At 66.7% G+C, this 22,303-nt stretch carries 15 protein-coding genes and 1 pseudogene; 9 read left to right on the plus strand and 7 right to left on the minus strand.

What is annotated here, in order from left to right; genetic code table 11:
- The 3 genes and pseudogenes from ACFVUS_RS35030 to ACFVUS_RS35040 form a co-directional block, all read right to left on the minus strand.
- Positions 1-615, minus strand: coding sequence for an acid phosphatase (locus tag ACFVUS_RS35030; RefSeq protein ID WP_387776630.1), 615 nt, complete (start codon positions 613-615; stop codon positions 1-3).
- A gap of 96 nt (positions 616-711) precedes the next feature.
- Positions 712-1,932 carry a hypothetical protein gene (locus tag ACFVUS_RS35035; protein WP_387776633.1) on the minus strand — a complete coding sequence of 407 codons (1,221 nt, stop codon included), beginning with the start codon at positions 1,930-1,932 and terminating at the stop codon, positions 712-714.
- A 2,349-nt stretch (positions 1,933-4,281) separates the two neighbouring features.
- Positions 4,282-5,943, minus strand: a pseudogene (locus ACFVUS_RS35040) (DEAD/DEAH box helicase); the annotation flags it as partial.
- Positions 5,944-6,439: 496 nt separating this feature from the next.
- Here ACFVUS_RS35040 and ACFVUS_RS35045 point away from each other — a divergent pair.
- Positions 6,440-7,471: an alpha/beta fold hydrolase gene (locus ACFVUS_RS35045; RefSeq protein WP_387776636.1), complete on the plus strand. Its 1,032-nt coding sequence runs from the start codon at positions 6,440-6,442 to the stop codon at positions 7,469-7,471.
- Here ACFVUS_RS35045 and ACFVUS_RS35050 read toward each other — a convergent pair.
- Positions 7,468-8,568 carry an SGNH/GDSL hydrolase family protein gene (locus ACFVUS_RS35050; RefSeq protein WP_387776639.1) on the minus strand — a complete coding sequence of 367 codons (1,101 nt, stop codon included), beginning with the start codon at positions 8,566-8,568 and terminating at the stop codon, positions 7,468-7,470. The two genes, ACFVUS_RS35045 and ACFVUS_RS35050, sit on opposite strands and share 4 nt — an antisense overlap.
- Before the next feature lie 136 nt (positions 8,569-8,704).
- Between ACFVUS_RS35050 and ACFVUS_RS35055 the strand changes: the two genes are divergently transcribed.
- Both ACFVUS_RS35055 and ACFVUS_RS35060 read left to right on the plus strand, forming a co-directional pair.
- Complete coding sequence (locus tag ACFVUS_RS35055) at positions 8,705-9,406, plus strand: ferritin-like fold-containing protein (RefSeq protein ID WP_387776642.1); 702 nt, start codon at positions 8,705-8,707, stop codon at positions 9,404-9,406.
- A gap of 101 nt (positions 9,407-9,507) precedes the next feature.
- Positions 9,508-9,735, plus strand: coding sequence for a DUF3107 domain-containing protein (locus ACFVUS_RS35060; protein ID WP_387776645.1), 228 nt, complete (start codon positions 9,508-9,510; stop codon positions 9,733-9,735).
- Positions 9,736-9,801: 66 nt separating this feature from the next.
- Here ACFVUS_RS35060 and ACFVUS_RS35065 read toward each other — a convergent pair whose 3' ends face one another.
- Entirely contained in the window at positions 9,802-10,476 is a 675-nt protein-coding gene (locus tag ACFVUS_RS35065) for a TetR/AcrR family transcriptional regulator (RefSeq protein ID WP_375965885.1), read from the minus strand.
- A 433-nt stretch (positions 10,477-10,909) separates the two neighbouring features.
- Between ACFVUS_RS35065 and ACFVUS_RS35070 the strand changes: the two genes are divergently transcribed.
- The 3 genes from ACFVUS_RS35070 to ACFVUS_RS35080 all read left to right on the plus strand — a co-directional run bounded on the left by ACFVUS_RS35070 (position 10,910) and on the right by ACFVUS_RS35080 (position 14,217).
- Positions 10,910-11,884: a DUF3152 domain-containing protein gene (locus tag ACFVUS_RS35070; protein ID WP_387778502.1), complete on the plus strand. Its 975-nt coding sequence runs from the start codon at positions 10,910-10,912 to the stop codon at positions 11,882-11,884.
- 103 nt (positions 11,885-11,987) lie between these two features.
- Positions 11,988-13,175: an adenylyltransferase/sulfurtransferase MoeZ gene (gene moeZ, locus ACFVUS_RS35075; protein ID WP_387776648.1), complete on the plus strand. Its 1,188-nt coding sequence runs from the start codon at positions 11,988-11,990 to the stop codon at positions 13,173-13,175.
- A gap of 190 nt (positions 13,176-13,365) precedes the next feature.
- On the plus strand, positions 13,366-14,217 hold the full coding sequence (locus ACFVUS_RS35080) for a TIGR02569 family protein (RefSeq protein WP_387778505.1): 852 nt from the start codon (positions 13,366-13,368) through the stop codon (positions 14,215-14,217).
- Positions 14,218-14,300: 83 nt separating this feature from the next.
- Here the strand turns inward: ACFVUS_RS35080 and ACFVUS_RS35085 are convergent, their stop codons facing one another.
- Both ACFVUS_RS35085 and ACFVUS_RS35090 read right to left on the minus strand, forming a co-directional pair.
- Positions 14,301-15,767 carry an MFS transporter gene (locus ACFVUS_RS35085; RefSeq protein ID WP_387776651.1) on the minus strand — a complete coding sequence of 489 codons (1,467 nt, stop codon included), beginning with the start codon at positions 15,765-15,767 and terminating at the stop codon, positions 14,301-14,303.
- 152 nt (positions 15,768-15,919) lie between these two features.
- Positions 15,920-16,606 (minus strand): FadR/GntR family transcriptional regulator, encoded by a 687-nt coding sequence (locus ACFVUS_RS35090; RefSeq protein ID WP_387776654.1) that lies wholly within the window; start codon positions 16,604-16,606, stop codon positions 15,920-15,922.
- 230 nt (positions 16,607-16,836) lie between these two features.
- Between ACFVUS_RS35090 and ACFVUS_RS35095 the strand changes: the two genes are divergently transcribed.
- From ACFVUS_RS35095 to nirB, 3 genes are all read left to right on the plus strand, one after another.
- Positions 16,837-17,988 carry an MFS transporter gene (locus ACFVUS_RS35095; protein WP_387778508.1) on the plus strand — a complete coding sequence of 384 codons (1,152 nt, stop codon included), beginning with the start codon at positions 16,837-16,839 and terminating at the stop codon, positions 17,986-17,988.
- Between the two features lie 268 nt (positions 17,989-18,256).
- Positions 18,257-19,711, plus strand: a complete 1,455-nt coding sequence (locus ACFVUS_RS35100) for an MFS transporter (RefSeq protein ID WP_387778511.1) — start codon at positions 18,257-18,259, stop codon at positions 19,709-19,711.
- 29 nt (positions 19,712-19,740) lie between these two features.
- Positions 19,741-22,278 (plus strand): nitrite reductase large subunit NirB, encoded by a 2,538-nt coding sequence (gene nirB, locus ACFVUS_RS35105; RefSeq protein ID WP_387776657.1) that lies wholly within the window; start codon positions 19,741-19,743, stop codon positions 22,276-22,278.
- Positions 22,279-22,303: the final 25 nt, after the last annotated feature.

A 22,303-nucleotide genomic window follows, 5' to 3' on the forward strand; every position in this document is an offset into this window, starting at 1 on the left:
TCAGTTCCCTTCCAACTGCGGAACCAGGTTGTGCGCGAGCAGGGTTCGCGCCTGGTAGTCGTACCCGAGCACGGTAACGGCGGCGGTGGACAGGAAGAATCGCCGCCCCTCGACCACCTCGAATTCGGCCCAGCGGGCGATCATGACCCGGGAGAAGTGCCCGTGCCCGACCAGCACCACATCGCGGTTGGCGAGTTCGGGGATGACGGTGGCCAGCACGTGGTCGGCGCGCTTGCGAACCTGATCGGCGGTTTCGCCCTCGGGGGTGACGCCGGTCCAGATGGTCCAGCCGGGTGACATACGCTGGATCTCCAGCGTGGTGAGGCCTTCGTATTCGCCGTAATCCCATTCGACGAGATCGTCGTCAACGTGCACATCGGTCAACCCGGCCAATTCGGCAGTGCGCAATGCGCGTTGCCGGGGACTGCTGAATACCAGCGGATCGTGTAGCCCGAGACCGGCCAGCAATTTCCCGGCGGCCAGGGCCTGTTCCTCCCCGGCGGGTGTCAGCGGAATATCGGTGCGCCCGGTATGGCGGCGCGAGGCCGACCACTCCGTCTCACCGTGTCGTAGCAATATCAGCCGATAATCATGTTCGGACACGCCTTCGATCATGCCCGACAAACCACCCGTCCCGGGCGGCGGCGCACGGAATTGGCGGCGGTATCACCGCCCGATCCGAGACACGGTACGGCCGCGCGAAACGGTCTATTACGCGCCGAGCGCGTACAGCCGGGTGCCGCGCAGTTCCAGCACCGTGCCGCCGATGGCGGCCAGCGAGATCGGCTCATTGTGATAGTCGGTGCGCTGCACCGTGACGCGGCCGGTGGCCGCACCGGTGGCGGGATCGACGGCGCGCAGGCCCTCGGGCGCGGGCACCAGCAGTTGACCGGACATCAGGGTGGGGGTGCCGAGCACGTTCTGGATCGTCCAGCTGACGTCGAAGGTGCTCGCGTTCAGCGCCAGCAGCGACTGTCCGGTGAAGACGAACCAGGCCGAGCTGAGATGACTCACCAGTGCGTTGTCCGGCAGCGGAGCCGGAAGCTGGTGCGTGGCAATGACATTGCCGGAAATGTCGTAGATCGTGAATTGTGGTGCGGTGCCGCCGATTCCGGGCAGGTAGAGCGCGATTCGACTGTCCGACACCGCGATCACGCGGGCGCTCTCGGACGCGCCACCGGGTTCGTTCAGCACGTGGGTGCTGTACTCCTCGGGCGTGGTGCCGTCCTTGGGCGCCGGATTCAACACGGTGAGCCGGACGGCGGTGTCCTTGGGGCAGCGCTCCAGCACCGCGACGCGGCTGGGGGAGGAGGCCGCCGACAGCAGCGCGCAGCCGGTGCGCGGCTGGGTCTTCGAGTTGACCGGTGCGTCGACCTTCCCGAATTCCAGGGTGCGCACCAGATCCGAGCGCCACACCTCGAGCCGGTCCGGTCCCTGTGCGAGCGTGTAGGTCCCGTCCACCGACATCTTGATGGAATCGTCCATATAGCTGGATCGCGAGGTGATCCGCCCGCCGGTCTCGGCGTTGAGCAGCGTGGTCTGACTGCATCCGCGCTGATCCCGATAGGTGGCGATCACCGTTCCGAACTGGGATTCGATCCCGCACAACGGCATATCCCGCTGGTACTTCCACACCTGCGCACCGGTGACCGGATCCCGTCCGGTGACGGTCCCCCCGTCCCCGGTAACCGCGACCCCGCCGACCGTGATGGCCCGCGCAGCGGCCGGATCCGGCGAATTCCACAGCTCCCGCATGCTCGCGGGCAGCTGTTCGGGAGTAGGTGGCGCGGAAAGCGTCTTATCCGCGGTCACCGATTCGGTACCGCGAGCATCACTGGTCCACCACACCACGCCTATCGCGATCGCCAGCAGAGCGACGATCGCGACAGCGGTGAGAATATCGGCGCGCGTTCGCCGCTCGGGTGCGAGCACGACAGCGAGACTATCCGATCCCACCCTCCACGCCGAGGCGGCAACCCACCCTCGCGCCACCGCAACGGCCGCTCCGGCCTGATCAGTGTCGTAAACCAGCGCCGCCGCGATCGTCGGGGTGACGATCGCGGCGGCGATGACGTGCCAGCGGGTGGTCGCGGCTCAGGGGTGAGCGGCGGTCCCGGCTGACTGCTTCGGTTATTTGGAAGCGGTGGCCTTGGTCCGCTTCTTGGCGGCGGACTTCGGTGCTTCGGGCTCTGCCTTGGCTCGGGTCTTCTTGGCCGGTGCGGCCTCGGCTACCTTCGCCTTGCCCTTCTTCGCGGGGGCGGCCTTCGCCCCGTTGGAGGCGGGTTCGGCGGCCTTCTTGCGTGCCGGAGCCTTGACGGGCTCCGCCACTACGGCCTTGGTGCTCTTGCGAGCTGTCTTGGCCGGAACCTCGACTGCCGCAACGGTCTTGACCGCACTCTTGCTGGCGGCCTTGGCAGCCGGGGCGGCCTTCTTCGACGCGGCAGCGGTCGTGGCCTTGGTGGCTGCCTTGCGGGCCGGGGCCTTGGCAGGCTCCGTCACCACTGCTTTGGTGCTCTTGCGAGCGGCCTTGGCCGGTGCGGCCGGAACCTCGGCTGCCGCAACTGCCTTGGCCGCGGTCTTGCGTGCGGTTTTGGCGGGCGCGACTGTCTTCTCCGCTGCCGCGACCTTGGTGGCGGCGGCCTTGGTGGCGGTCTTGCGGGCCGGGGCCTTGGCAGGCTCCGTCACCGCGGCTTTGGTGCTCTTGCGAGCGGCCTTGGCCGGTGCGGCCGGAACCTCGGCTGCCGCAACTGCCTTGGCCGCGGTCTTGCGTGCGGTCTTGGCCGGTGCGACGGTCTTCTCCGCCACCGCGGTCTTGGTGCTCTTGCGAGCCGCCTTGACCGGTTCGGCCGGAACCTCCACTGCGACAGCCTTCTTGGCGACGCGCTTACCGGTCGCCTTCGCGGGCTCGGCGACGACCTCGACCGCTGCCTTGGCCGCACTCTTACGAGCCGTCTTGGCGGGCGCGGTTTCGACGGGTTCCGCTGCCGGAGCCTTGGTGGCCGCGGTGGCCTTCTTGCGCGCCGGGGCCTTCACGGGCTCGGCGACCACTTCCGCGACCTCGGCGGGCTTGGCCGCGGCCTTGGTGCTCTTGCGAGCGGCCTTGGCCGGTGCGGCCGCGACTTCGGCGACCGCGTCGGTGGTCGCCGCCTTGGCGGTGCGCTTGCGGGGGCTCTGCACCGGTGCGGCTGCTTCGGTCGCGACTGCGACTTCGGCGGGGGCCGTGGCGGTTTCGGTGGCGGCCTTGGTGCTGCGGCGGGCGCGCTTGGGGGCGGCGTCCTCCGAGACCTGGGCGGTGGCGGTGATCGGATCGCCGGACACCGTTGCGGTGGGGGCGGAACCGTTCAGCGTCGGGGCCGGGCTCGCCGTGGGGCGGCTGGCCCGGCGGCGGCCGGTGCTCTTGACCGGTTCGGCCGGAGCCACCGCCGCGGTGATCGGATCGCCGGAAGCGACTGCGGCAGCGGTGGTTTCGGCAGCCGCATCGCCCGGAGCCAGAGCCGGGCGGCTGGCGCGGCGGCGGGCGGGGCGCTGGCCGAGTACCCCTGCCGCGGTGGCAGGCGCTTCGGCTGCGGCGGTGACCGTCGCGGCGGGCGCGGCGGCGGCACCGTCGACCGCTTGATCGGCGGTGGCGGGGTTGCCGGTGGCCGCATCGGCGGCGGGCTTGTCCGCGCGGCGGGTGCGGGTGCGCTTGGCCGGGGCGGCGGTGGCCGTGCCGGATGTGGCCTCGGTCGAATTCACCTCGGCGACAGCCGATTCGGCGGCAGGCGCGGTGACCTGCGCCGAGTCCGCGACGCCCGTTTCGACCGGAGCCGAACCGTTCTCGCTCGTTCCCCGCGCACGGCGGGTGCGAGTGCGCTTGGCCGGGGCGGCGGCCTCGGCCGAATCAGCCGGAGCCGATGCCACCGAGCCGGCCGGAGCCGACGCGGACGTCACCGAGACAGCCGGAGCCGACGCGAATGTCGCCGAGTCAGCCGAAGCGGGCGCTGCCGAATCCGCGGTCGTGGCCGAATCCGCAGCTGCGACGGAAGTGGTTGCCGTGGTGACGGTTTCGTCCGCATGGCTGAACGTGACCGTGGCGACGGCGGGTGCTTCCGTGCGGGCGGCGGCGTTCACGGTGCCGGTGTTCTCGGTCGCGGTGATCGCGTTCTCGGTGTGCTCACCGTTGCGCGCGCCGTTGTTGTCCGACCCCCGGTTGCGGCGGTTGCGATTGCGCCTGCGGCCTTCGCGTGCCGGTGCCTCGGTCGTCTCGGCCCGGGGGGCTTCGACGGGCGACTCGGTGTCGTTCTGACCCTCGGCGGTGGTGGAAACCGTTGCGGCGGCGGCATTGTCGGACCCGCCACGGCCACGGCGGCGGCGACGGCGACGACCCGGCCTATCGGCGGAGCCTTCCTCGTTGCCCGCGACCACATGGCCGTTGACGGCGTGACCGTTGAGCGCGTGACCGTTCACGGCCGCGCCATTGCCATTGCCGTTGACGGCGGTGCCGTTGACCGATCCGCCGTTCACGGAGTTGCTATTGACCGAATCAGCCACCGCGTCAGTCGAATTCGAGCCGTTGACGCGCACGTCCTCACCGGTGCGCGCGCCACGGGTGCGCTTGCGATTGCGGCTGCGCGGCGAGCGCGCCTCGCGGGGTTCGCGTTCCACCACCACGGCGTCCTCATCGCGTACGACGGGCCGCTTGCGCACGATGCCGGTGACGTCCTGGGGGATACCCAGATCGGCGTACAGGTGCGGGGAGCGCGAATAGGTCTCGACCGGTTCCGGCATACCGAGTTTCAGCGCCTGATCGATGGAGGCCCAGCGCTTGAGCTCATCCCAGTCGACGAGCGTGACGGCGACACCGGTGCGTCCCGCGCGGCCGGTGCGGCCGATGCGGTGCACGTAGGTCTTCTCGTCCTCGGTGCACTGGTAGTTGATGACGTGGGTGACATCGTCGATATCGATACCGCGCGCGGCGACATCGGTGGCGACGAGCACGTCGATCTTGCCCTCGCGGAACTTCTTGAGCGCCTTCTCGCGGGCGATCTGCCCGAGGTCGCCGTGTACCGCGCCGACCGCGAAGCCGCGCTCGGCCAGATCGTCGGCCACCTTCTGTGCGGTGCGCTTGGTGCGCGCGAAAATCATTGTGGCGCCACGAGTTTCGGCCTGCAGAATGCGGGCGACCACTTCGCTCTTGTCCAGCGCGTGCGCCCGGTAGGCGAACTGCGTGATGCGATCGGTGATCGTCGAGTCGTGCGGCTCCTCGGCCCGAATGTGCGTGGGCCGGTTCAGGAATGTGCGCGCCAGGGTGATGATCGGACCCGGCATGGTGGCCGAGAACAGCATGGTCTGACGCTGGTTCGGGACCATGCTCAGAATGCGTTCGATATCGGGCAGGAAGCCCAGGTCCAGCATTTCGTCGGCCTCGTCGAGCACCAGCACCTGGACCTTGCCCAGGATGAGGTGCTGCTGTTCGGCCAGGTCCAGCAGTCGTCCGGGGGTGCCGACCACGACGTCGACGCCATTGCGCAGCGCGGCGATCTGGGTGTCGTAGGGCCGTCCGCCGTAGATGGAGGTGACGCGCAGCGGCCGTCCCTCATGGGTTTTGACGTACTTGCTGGCGTTCTCCAGATCGGAGGTGACCTGCATGCACAGCTCGCGCGTCGGCACGATGACCAGTGCGCGCGGCGTGCCGTCCAGCGGAATGGTGCCCGAGGTGCCCGAGGCGATGCGGTGCAGCAGCGGCACACCGAAGCCGAAGGTCTTGCCCATGCCGGTGCGGGCCTGCCCGATGAGGTCTTCACCGGCCAGCGCGAGCGGCAGGGTGAGTTCCTGGATGGCGAAGGTGCGTTCGATGCCCATTTCGCCGAGGGCGCGCACGATCTCGGGATTCACGCCGAGTTCGGCGAAGGTGGGGGCGGTGTGGGTTTCGTCGAGCTCCGCGGTCAGCAGCGTGTCGGCCACTCCGGGTTCCTGCTCTACGGTGATCTTGCTCAGGGTACGTGCCTTCCTCGATTTATCGCGTCTCGCGCGCACGAGGTGTGGGGCGGACCGGTCGGTCCGCGCTGCCACTTGATCCGTTCGTCTGTCCCCGCTGCGGGATGCTCTTTCGGGCATCGACCTGGCGCGGCGGACAATGTTGCGGATCGGAGTGCGCGCACATTTTCCGTGACTACGGCCACTCGAGCGAAACACGTTCGAGCGAAAGTTTCCGTTGTCCCCGGAGATTGTAGCGTGATACGGTCTTCGCTCTTTTCCCCGCCACCGCAATTGCCTCGGATATTGCGCTGATAGACGCGATTACCGGGCATAGCGGTCGCTGTCCCGGAGTCTTCGCAGCCACGTTAAGGATTGTGCCGCAGTGCAATTGGCCCGGATGTCGCGTGTACCCACCCAGGTCGGCAGTTGGATTGCTCACATAGCTGTTACAAGCTGTAGCAGCATGTGCGAAGTTGTGCGGGTGAGCTTGGCAGACACCGTGAGCATCGCCGCGCGCAATGCGTGGGCCCTGACCTTCGGCACCGGCATCGGAGCCCCCGAACCGACCCCGTCAACGGTGCTTTCCAGTGCGCCGCACCGGGAATTGCGCCGCTATGACGGCGCGGCGGACGGCGATCCGGCGGTGCTGCTGGTGCCGCCGCTGGCCGCCCCCGCCTTCTGTTTCGATCTGAGCCCCGAGCAGAGCATGGCGCGCTTCCTGCTGGAATCCGGTCGCGCTCCCTACCTGGTCGACTACGGCGATATCACCTTCGAGGACCGCCGCATGGGTTTCGAGGATTGGATCGACGACATCCTGCCCGAGGCGATTCGCCAGGTGTCCGCCGATCGCGGTGGTCAGCCGGTGGATCTGGTGGGCTGGTCCATCGGCGGCGTGCTGGCGCTGCTGACCGCGGCCGCCGATGACACGCTGCCGATTCGTTCCATCACCGCGGTGGGCGCGCCGCTGAGCTACAACCACATGGTGGGCGTGCGCGAATTGCGCGCGCTGGCCCGCCTGGACGGCGGCCGCACCGCGACGGCCGCGATTCGCGCCACCGGCGGGGTGTCGGCGCAGCTGACCCGGATCGCGTACCGCGCGACCGCGTGGGATCGAGAACTCAAGCGCCCCTTCTTCATTGCCAGCAATATCACCGATACGCCGACGCTGGAGCGGATGGCGACGATCGATCGTTTCCAGAATTCGCTGCCGGGTTATCCGGGCCGTTTCTACAACCAGTTGTGGGGCCGGTTCATGCTGAACAATGACATCGGCAAGGGCGTGGTGCATTTCGGTGCGCGTGAAATCGCAGTCGCCGATGTCACTGTTCCGGTGCTGCTGGTGGGCGGGCCGAACGATGCGATCACCGCGGCGGCCGCGGTGGAGCACGGCACCAAGACGCTGACCGGTTCGCCGGAGGTGCGGTACGAGACCGCACCCGGTTCGCATCTCGGCATTCTCATCTCACGCGATACCTGGACGTACCTGGACAAGTTCCTGGGGGATGTGGGTTAGACCCCGGGAATCGTTGGGAACGGCCGTCTTTCGGGCCAGGACTCGACGGTCAGGGTCCCGATCCGGTACTTGGGCACCAGGGTGTCGGCGATCTGCCGCGCGATGAGTTCGTACACCGCCTGGGTGGGGTGCGCGAGATCGCTGGTGGTGAGGGCGCGGCGGATCGCGGGCGGCGCCGGATCCTGCATGCCCATATAGAGCACCGGCCCGTGATCCTGGGCCAGCGGCGTCAGATTGAACTGCTGCGGATTGTTCGACACCACCTGCATCCAGTCGGCGATGCGCACGAACGAGATATTGGGCGCGAACGCGCCCAGCCCGTCCTTGGGCGGCACCCAGTGCGCGGCCAGCTGGCGCAGCGCGGTGTTGAACGCCTGTACGTTCGCGACCGCCTTGGCGACCGAATCCTCACCCTTGTCGGCGGCCTTGTCCTGGAAGCGGATCGAGACCAGCGGGCTGGGCAGGTCGATCAGCACGAAATGCTCGAATGACGGATTGGTCGGGAACGAATCGCAGATCTCGTTGACCAGGTCGTTGATCTCCCGCACCAGCGGCCGGACGCCGGTTCCGGCCGCATCGGTCGGTCCCGGATTGTCGGGGACCGGCCGCTTCGCGGTGATGAGGTCGTTGAGCCCGATCCAGATGACGTGCAGGGTGTGCCCGGTGAACTGGTTCTGCTCGATCAGCTTGCGGCGGGCGTTGATATAGGTCGAGACCTGCTCTTTGAGGTATCCCAGCGCCCCGGCCTTGGGCTTCCAATCCGAGGCCGCGATGGCCCCGCCTTCGGCGTAGTTGGCGTATTTGACCGGGGCGAGGTCACCGAAGTTGGTGCGCAGCACCAGCGAATCGGTGGTCAGCGTGCGATGCGGTGCGGTGGCGTACTCGGTGTTCTTCTTATCGCCGCGAATGAGCGGTTCCCCGCCGATCCACTCGACGAGGTAGTCGGCCCAGTTCTTACCGTCGCTGTAGCGGCCGACTTCATTGGTGCGCATCATCCCGGCGGCGCGGGCGAACATGCCCGCCGGCGCCTCCCGTTTGATGCCGATATCCGACAGGCTGTCGCCGAGGATGACGAGGTTCTGAATCGCAGTGGGCACGGTACTTCTCCCGAACTATCGGTATGATCATGAAAAATGTTGTGGCACAGTACCTTCCGAGCAATTCGAGGGTACGACCGATGATGTGTCACCGATGGATGAATGGCGTTCATACCCGCGGACTAGGGTGGGGTCCATGGGAGCAAACTCGTCTACCGCGCTGGGCGACGCGTCGGAATCGGCCGACGCGCGGATCGCCGCCACACATCCCGGAGTCGCCGACCTTTTCGCGGTCCTCGCCTACGGTGAGATCTCCGCCTTCTACCGTCTGGCCGAAGAGGCCAAACTGTCGCCGTCACTGCGCGGCAAGGTGCACGTCGCCAAGATGGCCGCCAATGAGATGGGCCATTTCGAAACCCTCGAGCAGGCCCTCGCGGATCGCGGCGCGGACGTCTTCGACGCCATGGCCCCGTTCGTGCGCGCGCTCGACGCCTATCACGCCTCCACCGACCCCTCCACCTGGCTGGAGTCGATGGTCAAGTTCTACGTCGGTGACGGTATCGCCGCCGACTTCTACACCGAGATCGCCGGCGCCCTGGCTCCCGAGGTCGCCGAGGTGGTCCGCGATGTGCTCGCCGAGACCTCGCATTCGGAATTCGTCATCGAAGAGGTGCGCCGGGCGGTCGAGCAGAATCGCTCCGAGCGCGACCGGCTGACGCTGTGGGGACGCCGCCTGCTCGGCGAGGCGATCACGCAGGCGCAGTACGTGATGGCCCAGCGTGACGAGCTGACCGAACTGGTGCTCACCGCGACCGGCGATCTGAACGGTATCGCGACCCTGTTCGAACATATGCAGGACTCGCATGCCGAGCGCATGCGCGTGCTCGGTCTGGGCTGACCCTCGTTCGCTCTCAGCGCAGGGCGGTCGCTGCCGGTGGCCGGGCGTCCTGCACTAGCCTTGGCCAAGACAGCACAGGACTCTAGGTTCGGAGGTTGGCCGTGGAGGTCAAGATCGGTATTTCGGATAGCCCGCGTGAGCTGATCATCAACAGCGCGCAGACTCCCGCCGAGGTGGAGGCACTGGTCACCGGCGCGCTGACGGGTGAGAGCGGTGTGGTGACGCTGTCCGACGAGAAGGGCCGCAAGTACCTGATCCAGGCCAAGAAGGTCGCCTACGTGGAGATCGGTGCTCCGTCCGCGGGTCGTGTCGGCTTCGCCGCCGTCTAAAGCCGCGAATGCGCCAAAAGCAATTGCCCCGTTGAGAATTCAACGGGGCAATTCTTTGCTCGGTCTTCAGTATTTGTCGTCGATCGGGTGCAAAGGCACGTGCGACAGGCCACCCCAGCAGAGCGCGACGGTCGTATCGACGGCCTCGTCCTTGGGAATCGGGCGATCCGCCTCGAGCCAATAGCGCGCGCTGATCTGACTCGCGCCGACCAGGCCGACGGCAAGGATGCGAGCGCGGTACGGGTCCAATCCGGAATCGTGCGCGACAAGATCGAAGACCGCGTCCACACAGGATTCGGTGGCCTGCTCGACCCGGCGTTGCACCTGCGGCTCATTGGTGAGATCGGATTCGAAAACCAGTCGGAAGCCCTGGGTTTCGTGATCTACGAAGTCGAAGTACGCCTGCACGGCCGCGCGCACGCGATGCTTGTTGTCGGTGGTGGAGCGCAGCGCCTGGCGCACACTCGACACGAGGGCTTCGACATAGTTCTGCAGCACCGCCAGGTACAGCTCGAGCTTGCTCGAGAAGTGCTGGTACAGCACGGGTTTGCTGACGCCCGCACACTGCGAGATCTCATCCATGCCGGCCGCGTGATAGCCGCGGAGTACGAATACCTCCCCGGCGGCGGCGAGCAGCTGTGCGCGTCGGGCCTCGCGGGGCAGGCGGGTGCCGCGCTTTGTCGGCGCCATGGCCTCGGATGACGTGCGGTGCGCGCTCATCCGGTCCACGAGGTCAGTCATTTTCCGATCTCCCAGTCGATTCCCGGCGGAAAGGATGTCACCGGGTATCACCCGAACGATACTCGCTCGAGGGGTCGGTGCCGATCCAGGTTCCGAATATTGATGTGCTGGATGTTTGTCGATCCGCACAAGGCTTTGTGGATGCGGCTCGTGTATTCGGCGAGCGCGCTTGCCGACTCGATTATGCGAGGCGGGTCACAACTGTGTAGCACATGTCCAGATTTGTGAGATCCGTCGCTGTCCCGATGACGGCCCGTGAGTGCGGTCGAGCGCACTGTGAGAGTCTGTTCTGGTGACCGACGACGGGGGCAGAAACTCCAAGCGGAAAGGCCGACCGACCGGGCCGATTTACGATCCGCTCGGGCTGTACACCGGGAACCCTCCGGCACATCCCGAGCAATCCGGACAACCGGATCTTCCAGGACAGTCCGGACTGCCGGTACTCGCCGAGGATCGGCTTCCGCTCCCGCATCAGCCGTTGCGCGCCAGCTGGGATCCCACCGCCGTGCCCGAGGGATCGCGGGATCGTCCCGAGCGCGAGGCCAAGAAGCAGAGTCCGCTGGGGCGGTTCGTCTCCACCTACGGCTGGCGCGCCTACGCGCTGCCGGTGCTGCTCGTGGTGACCGGGCTGGTCGCGGTGGACGCGTTCCGCGGTGGCGGCGACAGTGTCGCCGGGGTACCGGGTTTCGGGCGGTTGAGTGATCGCAGCGAGACCACCAGAATCATCGGCGTACCGCCGCCGGGCAGTGGCAAGTTCGCCGCCAATCTGCCCACCGGCGCGGTGCCCGGTGGCGGCCCCTTCACCGAAATCGCCGCCGGCACTTGGCATATCGTTCCCGGCGGGACCGCGCAGGTCGGCGCCGGTTCGGAGCACGTGTTCAGCTACACCGTCGAAATCGAGGACGGGGTGGACACTTCCGGGTTCGGCGGTGACACCTCGGTGGCGCAGATGGTGGATGCCACGCTCGCCAATCCCAAGAGCTGGACCCATGATTCGCGATTCGCGTTCCGGCGCGTCGACAACGGCAACCCGGATTTCCGGATCTCGCTGACCTCGCGGGAGACCACGCACAAGTCGTGCGGATTCGAGATTCCGATCGACTCCTCCTGCTACAACTCGGATTTGGATCGCGTGGTGCTGTCCGAGGTGCGCTGGGTGCGCGGGGCGCTGTCGTACGAGGGCGATATCGGCTCGTACCGGCAGTACCAGATCAATCATGAGACCGGGCACGCGATCGGCTATCACGAACATCAGCCGTGCGATGTGGACGGCGGGCTGGCGCCGGTGATGATGCAGCAGACCTTCGGCACCCGCAATAACGACATCGCCACCCTCGACCCGACCGGTGTGGTGCCGATGGACGGCAAGAAATGCCGCTTCAATCCGTGGCCGTATCCCCGCGACTAGTGTCCTCGCGCACGCCGCCTAGGCTGGGGAAGAACGGCCAGGGCCGCGGCGTTGCACGACAGGCCGCGAGTTGCCGGCGAAGTCGATTGAGGAGTCTGCCAGCGTGACAGCATCGCATCCTTCCCTGCCGCCCCTGGTGGAGCCGGCCGCGGAGCTGACCAAGGACGAGGTCGCCCGCTACAGCCGCCATCTGATCATTCCCGATCTCGGGGTGACGGGTCAGAAACGCCTGAAGAACGCTCGCGTGCTGGTGATCGGCGCGGGTGGTTTGGGTTCCCCGGCGCTGCTGTATCTGGCCGCGGCCGGTGTGGGCACGCTCGGCATCGTCGAATTCGACGAGGTCGACGCGTCGAACCTGCAACGCCAGATCATTCACGGTGAATCCGATATCGGTCGTTCCAAGGCCGACAGCGCCCGCGACTCGATTCTGGAGATCAACTCCGGAATCACCGTGGAACTGCACAAGATTCGCCTCGAACCCGAGAACGCGATCGAGCTGTTCCGCCAGTACGACCTGATCGTCGACGGCACCGACAACTTCGCCACCCGCTACCTGGTGAACGACGCCGCGGTACTGGCCGGAAAGCCATACGTGTGGGGTTCGATCTACCGCTTCGAAGGCCAGGTCTCGGTCTTCTGGGAAGACGCCCCCGACGGCCGCGGCATCAACTACCGCGACCTCTACCCCGAGGCCCCGCCGCCGGGCATGGTCCCGTCCTGCGCCGAAGGCGGTGTCCTGGGCGTGTTGTGCGCCTCGATCGGCTCGATCATGGTCACCGAAGCCATCAAACTCATCACCGGCATCGGCGACCCGTTGCTGGGCCGTTTGATGGTCTACGACGCACTCGACATGACCTACCGCACCATCAAGCTCCGCCGCGACCCCGAACGCGAGCCCATCACCGAACTCATCGACTACGACGCCTTCTGCGGCGTGGTCTCCGAGGAAGGCCAAGCCGCCGCCATCGGTTCAACGGTCACCGCCCGCGAGCTGAAGGAAATGCTCGACGCAGGCAAAGACGTGGCCATCATCGACGTCCGCGAACCGGTGGAATGGGAAATCGTCCGCATAGAGGGCGCAACCCTGATCCCCAAGGACCGCATCCTCACCGGCGAAGCCCTAGCCGAACTCCCCCAAAACACCCCGATAGTCCTGCACTGCAAGACCGGCATCCGCTCAGCGGAAGCCCTGGCGGCATTGAAGAACGCCGGTTTCTCCGACGCCACCCACCTCCAAGGCGGCATCATCGCCTGGGCCAACCAGGTAGACCCCTCCCTCCCGGTCTACTGACGGGCGCCAAGACGGGAAGACCGGTCGGGAGTCACCTCCCGACCGGTCCGAATCGGGGAAGCCGTTGCCGCGGTTGTCTGTTCGTCGACTATCGAATCGGTGCGGCGGCAAGGATGGTTTACGGACCGGGCGGTTTCCGGCGCGGCGTCCGATTCGGGTCACTTTGCGGCGGTACCGTACGCGCGTGACCATGACTGCTGTGGAGCCTCCTGAGCATGTGCGGGCGACCTTTGGGTTGCGCGAGGCTGCGCCGGTTCCGCTGGGGAACTGGGATGGGGGGTGGCGGTGTGCGGATGTGGTGTTGAGTCCGGTTACCGATCATGCTCGGGCCGCTTGGTCGGCGAAGGTTCGGGAGACGTTGCGGGTTGACGGGGTGCGGTTGGCTCGGCCGGTGCGGGCCACCGATGGGCGGTATGTGGTGTCGGGGTGGCGGGCGGATACGTTTCTGGAGGGGATTCCGGAGCCTCGGCACGATGAGGTGGTCTCGCTGTCGCTTCGATTACACGAGGTGACGGCGAAGTTGGAGCGGCCGCGGTTTTTGGCGCAGGCTCCGGCCGCGCCCTGGGTGGATGTGGATGTTTTCGCCGCGGCGGATCGGGCTGCCTGGGAGGCGGTGCCGCTGCGGACATTGAAGCTGGGTGGGTTGTTGCCCGCGACCTCGCCGGACGGGGATCGCAGCCTGATGTTGATCACGCAGCTTTCGACGCTGCGTAAGCCGGTCGCGTCACCGCCGCAGCTGGTGCACGGGGACCTTTTCGGGACCGTGCTCTTCCAAACCGGTTCCGCCCCCGGCCTTACCGACATCACCCCGTATTGGCGGCCCGCGCCCTGGGCGGCGGCCGTGATCGTGGTGGACGCGCTGTCCTGGGGCGGCGCCGATGACGGCCTACTGGAACGCTGGGCCGGACTGCCCGAATGGCCGCAGATGCTGGTGCGGGCGGTCATGTTCCGGCTCGCCGTGCACGCGCTGCATCCGAGGTCGACGCCGCAGGCGTTCCCGGGGCTGGCGCGCACCGCCGACATGATCCGGCTGACCCTGTAATTCGATCATGAAAAAGTCGCGCCGAGCGAATTGCTCGGCGCGACAGTCATATTCAGGGGTGGACACTCTCTCCGAGAGCGGACTTACACGTTGGCGTGCGCCAGCGACGGCGTGCGCCCGGCCGCGAACGAGGTCCGCAGGTAGAACCACCAGGTGATCCCCGCCATCGCGAGATACGCCACCGCGTACCCCCAGAACGCCGGAGTCATGCTGCCGTAGTGCGTATTCGACAACCGCAGCGCCTGCTGGAGCACCCAGCCGCCCGCAGCGCCGACCGCGCCGATGACACCGATCGCCGCACCCGCCTGCCGCTTGGCCGAGATCAGCGCGGCTGAGATGTCCTGCCCGGTCTCCGAGGCCCGCCGCCGTGATTCCGCCCCGAAGATGGACGGGATCATCCGATACGTGGACCCGTTGCCGATACCGCTGAACACGAACAGCAGCAGGAACGAGAACAGATACAGCGGAAAGTTCTTGGCCGACAACGAAGCCATGATCAGCAGCGTCGAAGCCGCCATCCCGCCGAACACGTACAGCGTCATCTTGGCCCCGCCGACCTTGTCGGACACCCAGCCGCCGAAGGGCCGGCTCATGGAGCCCACGAGCGCGCCGAGGAACGCGAGATTACCGAGCGTCCCCATCCAGCCGATCTTGGCCAGGCTGGGGAAATTCGCCTTGAGCAGGGTCGGGAACGCGAAGGAGAAGCCGATGAACGATCCGAACGTGCCGACGTAGAGGATCGCCATCACCCAGGTGTGCCGATTGGTGAGCGCCAATTTGTACGACGCCCCATCGGATTTCGCACCGGACAGCGAGTCCATGTACCGCAGCGCCCCGACCATGGCGACGAGGATGAACGGAATCCACATCAGCACCGCGAGAGTGATGCCGAACCGGTAACCGCCCGCGTCCTTGGCCATGATGTGCGTGCCGAGCGTGATGATCAGCGGTACGAACAGCTGCGTCTGCGCCACGCCGAGATTGCCGCCCGCGGCGTTGATGCCAAGTGCCGCACCCTTTTTGCCTTCGGGGTAGAAGAAGTTGATATTCGCCATCGACGAGGAGAAGTTGCCGCCGCCGACCCCGGCGAGCGCCGCGAGCAGCATGAATACCCACATGGGCGTACCGGGCTGATTGACGAACCAGGCCAGCCCCAGGGTGGGCAGCAACAGCATGCCCGCGCTGAAGATGGTGAAGTTGCGCCCGCCGAAGCGGGGGATGGCGAAGGTGTACGGAATGCGCAGTGCCGCACCGACGAGCGTGGGTGTGGAGGTGAGCAGCAGGGCATTGCTCACCGCGGTCGGGTTGCCCTTGCCGAGTCCGGCGAGGAAGTCGAAACCGGCCGCGCCCATGGCGGTGACGACGCTGCCCCAGATCACCCAGATGCTGAAGCCGAGATTTTCCGCGAATACCGAGAAGATCAGATTCTTTCGGGCGGTTTGTTTTCCGCCGTTTTCCCAGAATTCACTGTTATCCGGTTCCCAGTGGTCTATCCATCGTCCGCGTTTCTGAAATGCGAATGCGGGTTTCGTTTCTTCGACGGTTGCCATGAGCAGCGTTCCTCTCGCATGTCGACCGCCCTCATCGTGGTCTTTCGCGGTCGGGACAACCGTACGAAGGTGTGATTACGCCGACATGGCTTTCGGTGACGCCGGAACTAATTCCGGCTCACCTCGGGATCGCGTGCGCGGTGACGTTCCGTTTACGCTCCGGATTCATCGGATGGTTCGTCGTATTCGGCGATGAGCGAGCCGAGGAAGCAGTTGGCCGCCCGGGCGGCGCGTTCGGGATCGCCGTCGATGACCGCGCGCACCAGTTCGGTGTGCTCGGCGTGGTACGCCTCTCCGGCTTTCTGCGAGCGCGAACGGATTCCGGCCGCGATCACCGGCAGCAGCGAATCGTAGAACTCCAGGTATACCGCGTTGTGGCTGGCGACCACGATGGCGCGGTGCAGTTGCACGTCGGCGTCGATGGCGGTGTCGTGATCGTCATCCCAGGCGGCTTGCCGCTCCTGCTCGAGTCGCTCCAGGTTCGCGATGTCGATGTCATCGCGGCGTTGCGCGGCGAGCGCGGCCGCGGTGGTGTCCAGCGCCTGCCGCAGTTCGAGGATGTCGCGCTGCTGGGCGTCGGCGAAGAACTCGGTGAGGGTGCCGCCGAGCGTGGAGGTGGAGATCACATAGGTCCCCGAGCCCTGTCTGCGCTCGACCATCCCCGCGTGCACGAGCGCCTGGACGGCCTCGCGGACGGTATTGCGGCCGGTGCCGGTGAGCTCGGTGAGTTCGGGCTCGGTGGGGATACGCGAGCCGACGGGCCAACGGCCGGAACGGATTTCGGCACGCAGCTGCTCGGTCACCTGGGCGATGAGGCTGGTGCGCCGGACTGGTTGCACGTTGCACAGCGTACCGTGCCTCACATTCGTTGCATCACATCATCGGGTCATCCTATGATTTCGTGGTGACTGCGACCTTGAACGAGACGACGGCCCCCGCGCGGGGCCTTACTTCTGCTACCCGGCAGAACACCGCCGTCGAATCGGAAAAGGCGCATACCAGGCAGTCCATACCGGACCGTAAGCGTTCGCTGCTCGAAGGCCGCCTGCTCGTGCTGGCCGCCATCCTGATGTCCGCGCTCACCCTGCGCATCGCGGTCACCGCCTTCACCCCGCTGGCCTCCCGAATCGGCGATGACCTGGGCTACTCCACCGCCGTCGTCGGCGTCTTCGGCATGATCCCGACCGCCATGTTCGCGATCGCGGGCCTGCTCACCCCTATCCTTTCGCGCCGCTTCGGCCTGGAAACCACCGCCCTGATCGCCATGCTGATGACCGCCGCGGGCTCCGCCGTGCGCGCCGTCGTACCGGAAACCTGGGAGCTGCTTGCCTTTTCGGCCCTGGCCCTGACCGGTATGGGCATCGGCAACGTGGTGATCCCGCCGCTGGTGAAGCGCTACTTCTCCGATCGCCTGGCACTGCTGAGCTCGGTGTACATCGTGCTGGTGCAGCTCGGCACCGTCATCCCCGCGCTGATCGCGGTCCCGCTGGCGGATTCGCACGGCTGGCGCGTCTCGCTGGGCCTGTGGGCGGTGCTGCCGCTGCTGGCCATGTTGCCGTGGCTCGGCGTCCTGCGCGTCCGGCGTGATCACGCCCGCCTGGACACCACCGAACTCCCGCCCGAGCCGCTGGAGGCGACCGGCAAGGTGTGGCGTTCGCCGCTGGCCTGGGGCATGGCGCTGATGTTCGGCATGACCTCGCTGACCACCTATTCCATGTTCACCTGGATGCCGACGATCTTCTCCGACGCCGGTGCCAGCGCGTCCTTCGGCGGCAGCATGGTCGGCATCTTCGCGCTGATCGGCCTGGCCGCCGCGCTGAGCGCACCGATCGTGGTGGGCCGCATGCGCAATCCGTTCCCGGTCGTGATCGCCTGTGCCGCATTCTTCTTCGCCGGTTTCGCCGGTCTGCTCATCGCCCCGATGAGCGCCCCGCTGGTGTGGGTGCTGCTGCTGGGCCTTGGCCCGTCCACCTTCCCGATGGCGCTGACCCTGATCAATCTGCGCACCCGCACCTCCGCCGGTTCGGCCGCGCTGTCCGGCTTCACCCAGGGCGTCGGCTACGCCGTGGCATGCATCGGCCCGGTGCTGTTCGGCGCGCTGCACACGATGACCGGAAAGTGGCTGGCCCCGTTCGGCTTCCTCTCGGTCGCGGTGCTGGTGTTGGTCGGCGGCGCGTGGCTGGCGTGCAAGCCGCGCATGCTCGAGGACACCTGGAACTGATTTCACCGTTCGAGTTGCCGACCGGTGAGGATCGGGCGAAGCTATGTGGCGACGCTCTCACCTCACGGTCGGCAATGGCGATTTTGGGTGGTTCGTGACGCGCGGAAACCGTTGTGTCATATGGACGAAACAAACCTCACAAGCTCACCTCCGAATAATCGTTTGCGTGAGCAACCGTTGATTTGAAGGTCATTCCGCGCAGCATTGCGGCAATACCCGTTTCCTACCTTGAAGTCATCAAGATTTCAGGGAGGCCGGGAAGATGCTGATGCGCAATCGCGACATCGAACACTGGGATGCCGAGGATGTCGAAGCCTGGGAATCCGGCGGTAAGGCCATCGCCCGGCGCAATCTGATCTGGTCGGTGTTCGCCGAGCACATCGGATTCTCGGTGTGGTCGATCTGGTCGGTCATGGTGCTGTTCATGCCCACCAATGTGTTCCACATCGACACCGCCGGAAAGTTCTTCCTCGGCGCGGTGCCGACCCTGGTCGGCGGCGTCATGCGGATTCCGTACACCGTCGCCACCGCCAAGTTCGGCGGGCGCAACTGGACCATCTTCAGCGCGCTGGCGCTGCTGGTGCCGGTGCTGCTGACGCTGTACTTCATCAACAAGCCGGGCACCTCGTACACCACCTTCCTGGTGATCGCGGCGTTCGCTGGCCTGGGCGGCGGCAACTTCTCGTCGTCGATGTCGAATATCAACGTCTTCTACCCGCAGCGGCTCAAGGGCTGGGCGCTGGGCATGAACGCGGGCGGCGGCAATATCGGCGTGCCGGTGATCCAGCTGATCGGCCTGGCGGTCATCGCCACCCTGGGCAACGCGTACGGCAATGCCTCGGTGGTCTGCCTGGTGTACCTGGCGCTCATCGTGGTCGCGGCGCTGGGCGCGGCGATCAATATGGACAACGTCAAGAACCAGAAGGCGGATCTGTCCTACATGCTCAAGGCGCTGCGGGTACCGCAGTCCTGGGCCATCGCCTTCCTGTACATCGGCACCTTCGGTTCCTTCATCGGCTACAGCTTCGCGTTCGGTCAGGTGTTGCAGATCAGCTTCAAGGCCGGCGGCGCGACCGCTGCCGCCGCGGCGCTGCACGCCGCGCAGATCGCCTTCATCGGCCCGCTGCTCGGTTCGCTGGCCCGCCCCTACGGCGGTAAGTGGGCCGATCGCATCGGCGGCAGCCGGGTCACGCTGTACACCTTCGGGGCCATGACCACGGCCGCCGCGGTGGTCGCGGTGTCCAGCACCCTGGGTGACGGCATCGGCAGCCCCAAGGGCGGCGTGCTGGTGGCGCTGATCATCGGTTTCACCGCGCTGTTCATCATCTCCGGGTTCGGCAACGGCGCGGTCACCAAGATCATCCCGTCCGTTTTCGAAGCGAAATCCCGTGGTATCGAAGGTGATTCGGCCACCCGCGCGGCATGGGCGCAGAACACCTCCGGTGCGCTGATCGGTTTCGTCGGCGCGATCGGCGCCCTCGGCGGCGTCGGCATCAACCTGGTGCTGCGCTCCTCGTACGCTTCCACCAGCTCCGCCACCACCGCCTTCTGGGTCTTCATGGCCTTCTACGTGATCTGCGGTCTGGTCTGCTGGACGGTCTTCATGCGCCGCCCGAGTCTCAAGGCCCTCGATTCCGAGGTGGTCACCGAGGCCGAGGCGCTGGTGCTGAAAGCCGAAGCGGCCGAATCCGATTCCCCGTCCACCACGTCGGCCCGGGTCTGACCCACACCGTCGTCCCGAAAGGACCTGTCATGACGAACTCAGTCGAACGCAAGACCGCGGTGGTCGTGGGCCACGGCATGGTGGGACACCGTTTCGTGGAGGCGCTGCGCTCCCGCGACGACGCCGGTGACTGGCAGGTCATCGTGCTCAGCGAGGAGAAGCTGGCCGCGTACGACCGCGTCGGCCTCTCGTCCTACGTGGGCGAATGGGAGACCTCCGCGCTGGCGCTGCCGGGCAACGACTACCCGGGCGACGAGCTGGTGCAGGTGCGCCTGGGCGTGCGCGCCGACGCGATCGACAAGGCCGCGCGCAAGGTCACCACCTCCACCGGTGACGTAATCGGTTACGACGCACTGGTTCTCGCGACCGGTTCGTACGCCTTCGTACCGCCGGTGCCGGGTCATGACGAGCCCGAATGCTTCGTCTACCGCACCCTGGAGGACCTGGACGGCATTCGCGCCACCGCCGAGGCCGCCGGTCCGGGCGCGGTCGGCGTGGTCGTCGGCGGCGGTCTGCTCGGCCTGGAGGCCGCCAACGCGCTGCGCCTGCTGGGCATGACCCCGCACGTGGTCGAGTTCAACCAGTGGCTGATGCCCGCCCAGATCGATGAGGGCGGCGGCGCGATCCTGGCCAAGCTGGTCACCGAACTGGGCCTGCACGTGCACACCGGTGTCGGCACCTCCAGCATCGAAACCATCGCGGACGCACCGCTTTCGGAGAAGTTGAACGTCACCTTCTCGGACGAGTCGCAGCTGCGCGCCGCGCTGGTGGTGTTCGCGGCGGGTGTGCGCCCCCGCGATGAGATCGCCCGCACGGCCGATATCGAGGTCGGACCGCGCGGCGGCATCATCACCGACCTGGGCCTGCGGACCTCGGATCCGAACATCTACGCCATCGGCGAGGTCGCCGCGATCGAGGGCGTCTGCTACGGCCTGGTCGCCCCCGGCTACAGCACCGCCGAGGTCGTCGCGGACCGATTGCTCGGTGGCGCAGGGGAATTCCCGGGTGCGGATCTGTCCACCAAGCTCAAGCTGCTCGGGGTGGACGTGGCCAGCTTCGGTGACGCGCACGCCCGCACCGAGGGCGCGCTCTCGGTGGTGCTGCACGATGCCGCCAAGCGCACCTACGCCAAACTCGTTGTCTCCGATGACGCCAAGACGCTGCTCGGCGGTGTGCTGGTCGGTGACGCCACCGCGTACTCCTCGCTGCGCCCGCTGGTGGGTCGCCCGCTGCCCGCCGAACCGGCCGCGCTGATCTCCCCGGCCGGTGCGGAACTGGGTGCGGACGCACTGCCCGATGACGCCCAGATCTGCTCCTGCAACAACGTTTCCAAGGGTTCGATCTGCGGGGCCATCGCCGACGGCGCGTGCGATGTGCCGGCCATCAAGAGCTGCACCAATGCCGGAACCTCCTGCGGCGGTTGCGTTCCCATGCTCAAGAAGCTGCTGGAGCAGTCGGGTGTGGCGGTCTCGAAGTCGCTGTGCGAGCACTTCACGCAGTCCCGTGCCGAGCTGTTCCACATCATTCAGTCCACCGGTATCCGCACCTTCTCCGGTCTGATCGCCAAGCACGGCACCGGCACGGGTTGCGATATCTGCAAGCCGACCGTGGCCTCGATCCTGGCCTCGACCTCCAGCGATCACATTCTGGACGGCGAGCAGGCGGCGCTGCAGGACACCAACGATCACTTCCTGGCCAATCTTCAGAAGAACGGCACCTATTCGGTGGTGCCGCGCATGCCCGGCGGTGAGGTCACCGCCGAGCAGCTCATCACCATCGGTCAGGTGGCCAAGGAATTCGATCTGTACGTGAAGGTCACCGGCGGTCAGCGCATCGACCTGTTCGGCGCACGGGTGGAGCAGCTGCCGCTGATCTGGCAGCGCCTGGTCGACGCGGGCATGGAATCGGGCCACGCCTACGGCAAATCACTGCGCACGGTGAAGTCCTGCGTCGGCTCCACCTGGTGCCGGTACGGTCAGCAGGATTCGGTCGGCATGGCCGTACTGCTCGAAAAGCGTTACCGCGGTTTGCGTTCCCCGCACAAGCTGAAGCTGGGCGTATCCGGGTGCGCCCGCGAATGCGCGGAGGCGCGCGGCAAGGACGTCGGCGTCATCGCCACCGAGCACGGCTGGAACCTGTACGTGGGCGGCAATGGCGGTCTCACCCCGAAGCACGCGGTGCTGCTGGCCGGTGAACTCGATGACGAGACGCTGATCAGCTACATCGACCGCTACCTCATGTTCTACATCCGCACCGCCGACCGGTTGCAGCGCACCGCGCCGTGGCAGGAGGCCCTCGAAGGCGGCATCGACTACCTCAAGGCCGTCGTCTGCGAGGACAGCCTCGGCATCGCCGCCGATCTGGAAGCCGCCATGGCCCGGCACGTGGACGGTTACCGCGACGAATGGGCGGCCGTACTCGAGGACGAGGAGAAGCTGTCCCGCTTCGTATCCTTCGTGAACGCGCCGGACGAGGCGGATCCGACCATCGCCTTCGACGAGAGCGGTGAGCGCAAGGTGCCGGTATTGCTGGGCATTCCGCCGATCAAGGTGAGCGATTCGCTGTGATCAGCGGCTCAGCCAACGCCACGAA

It is taken from the genome of Nocardia sp. NPDC058058, from assembly GCF_042885355.1.
Lineage (GTDB): Bacteria > Actinomycetota > Actinomycetes > Mycobacteriales > Mycobacteriaceae > Nocardia.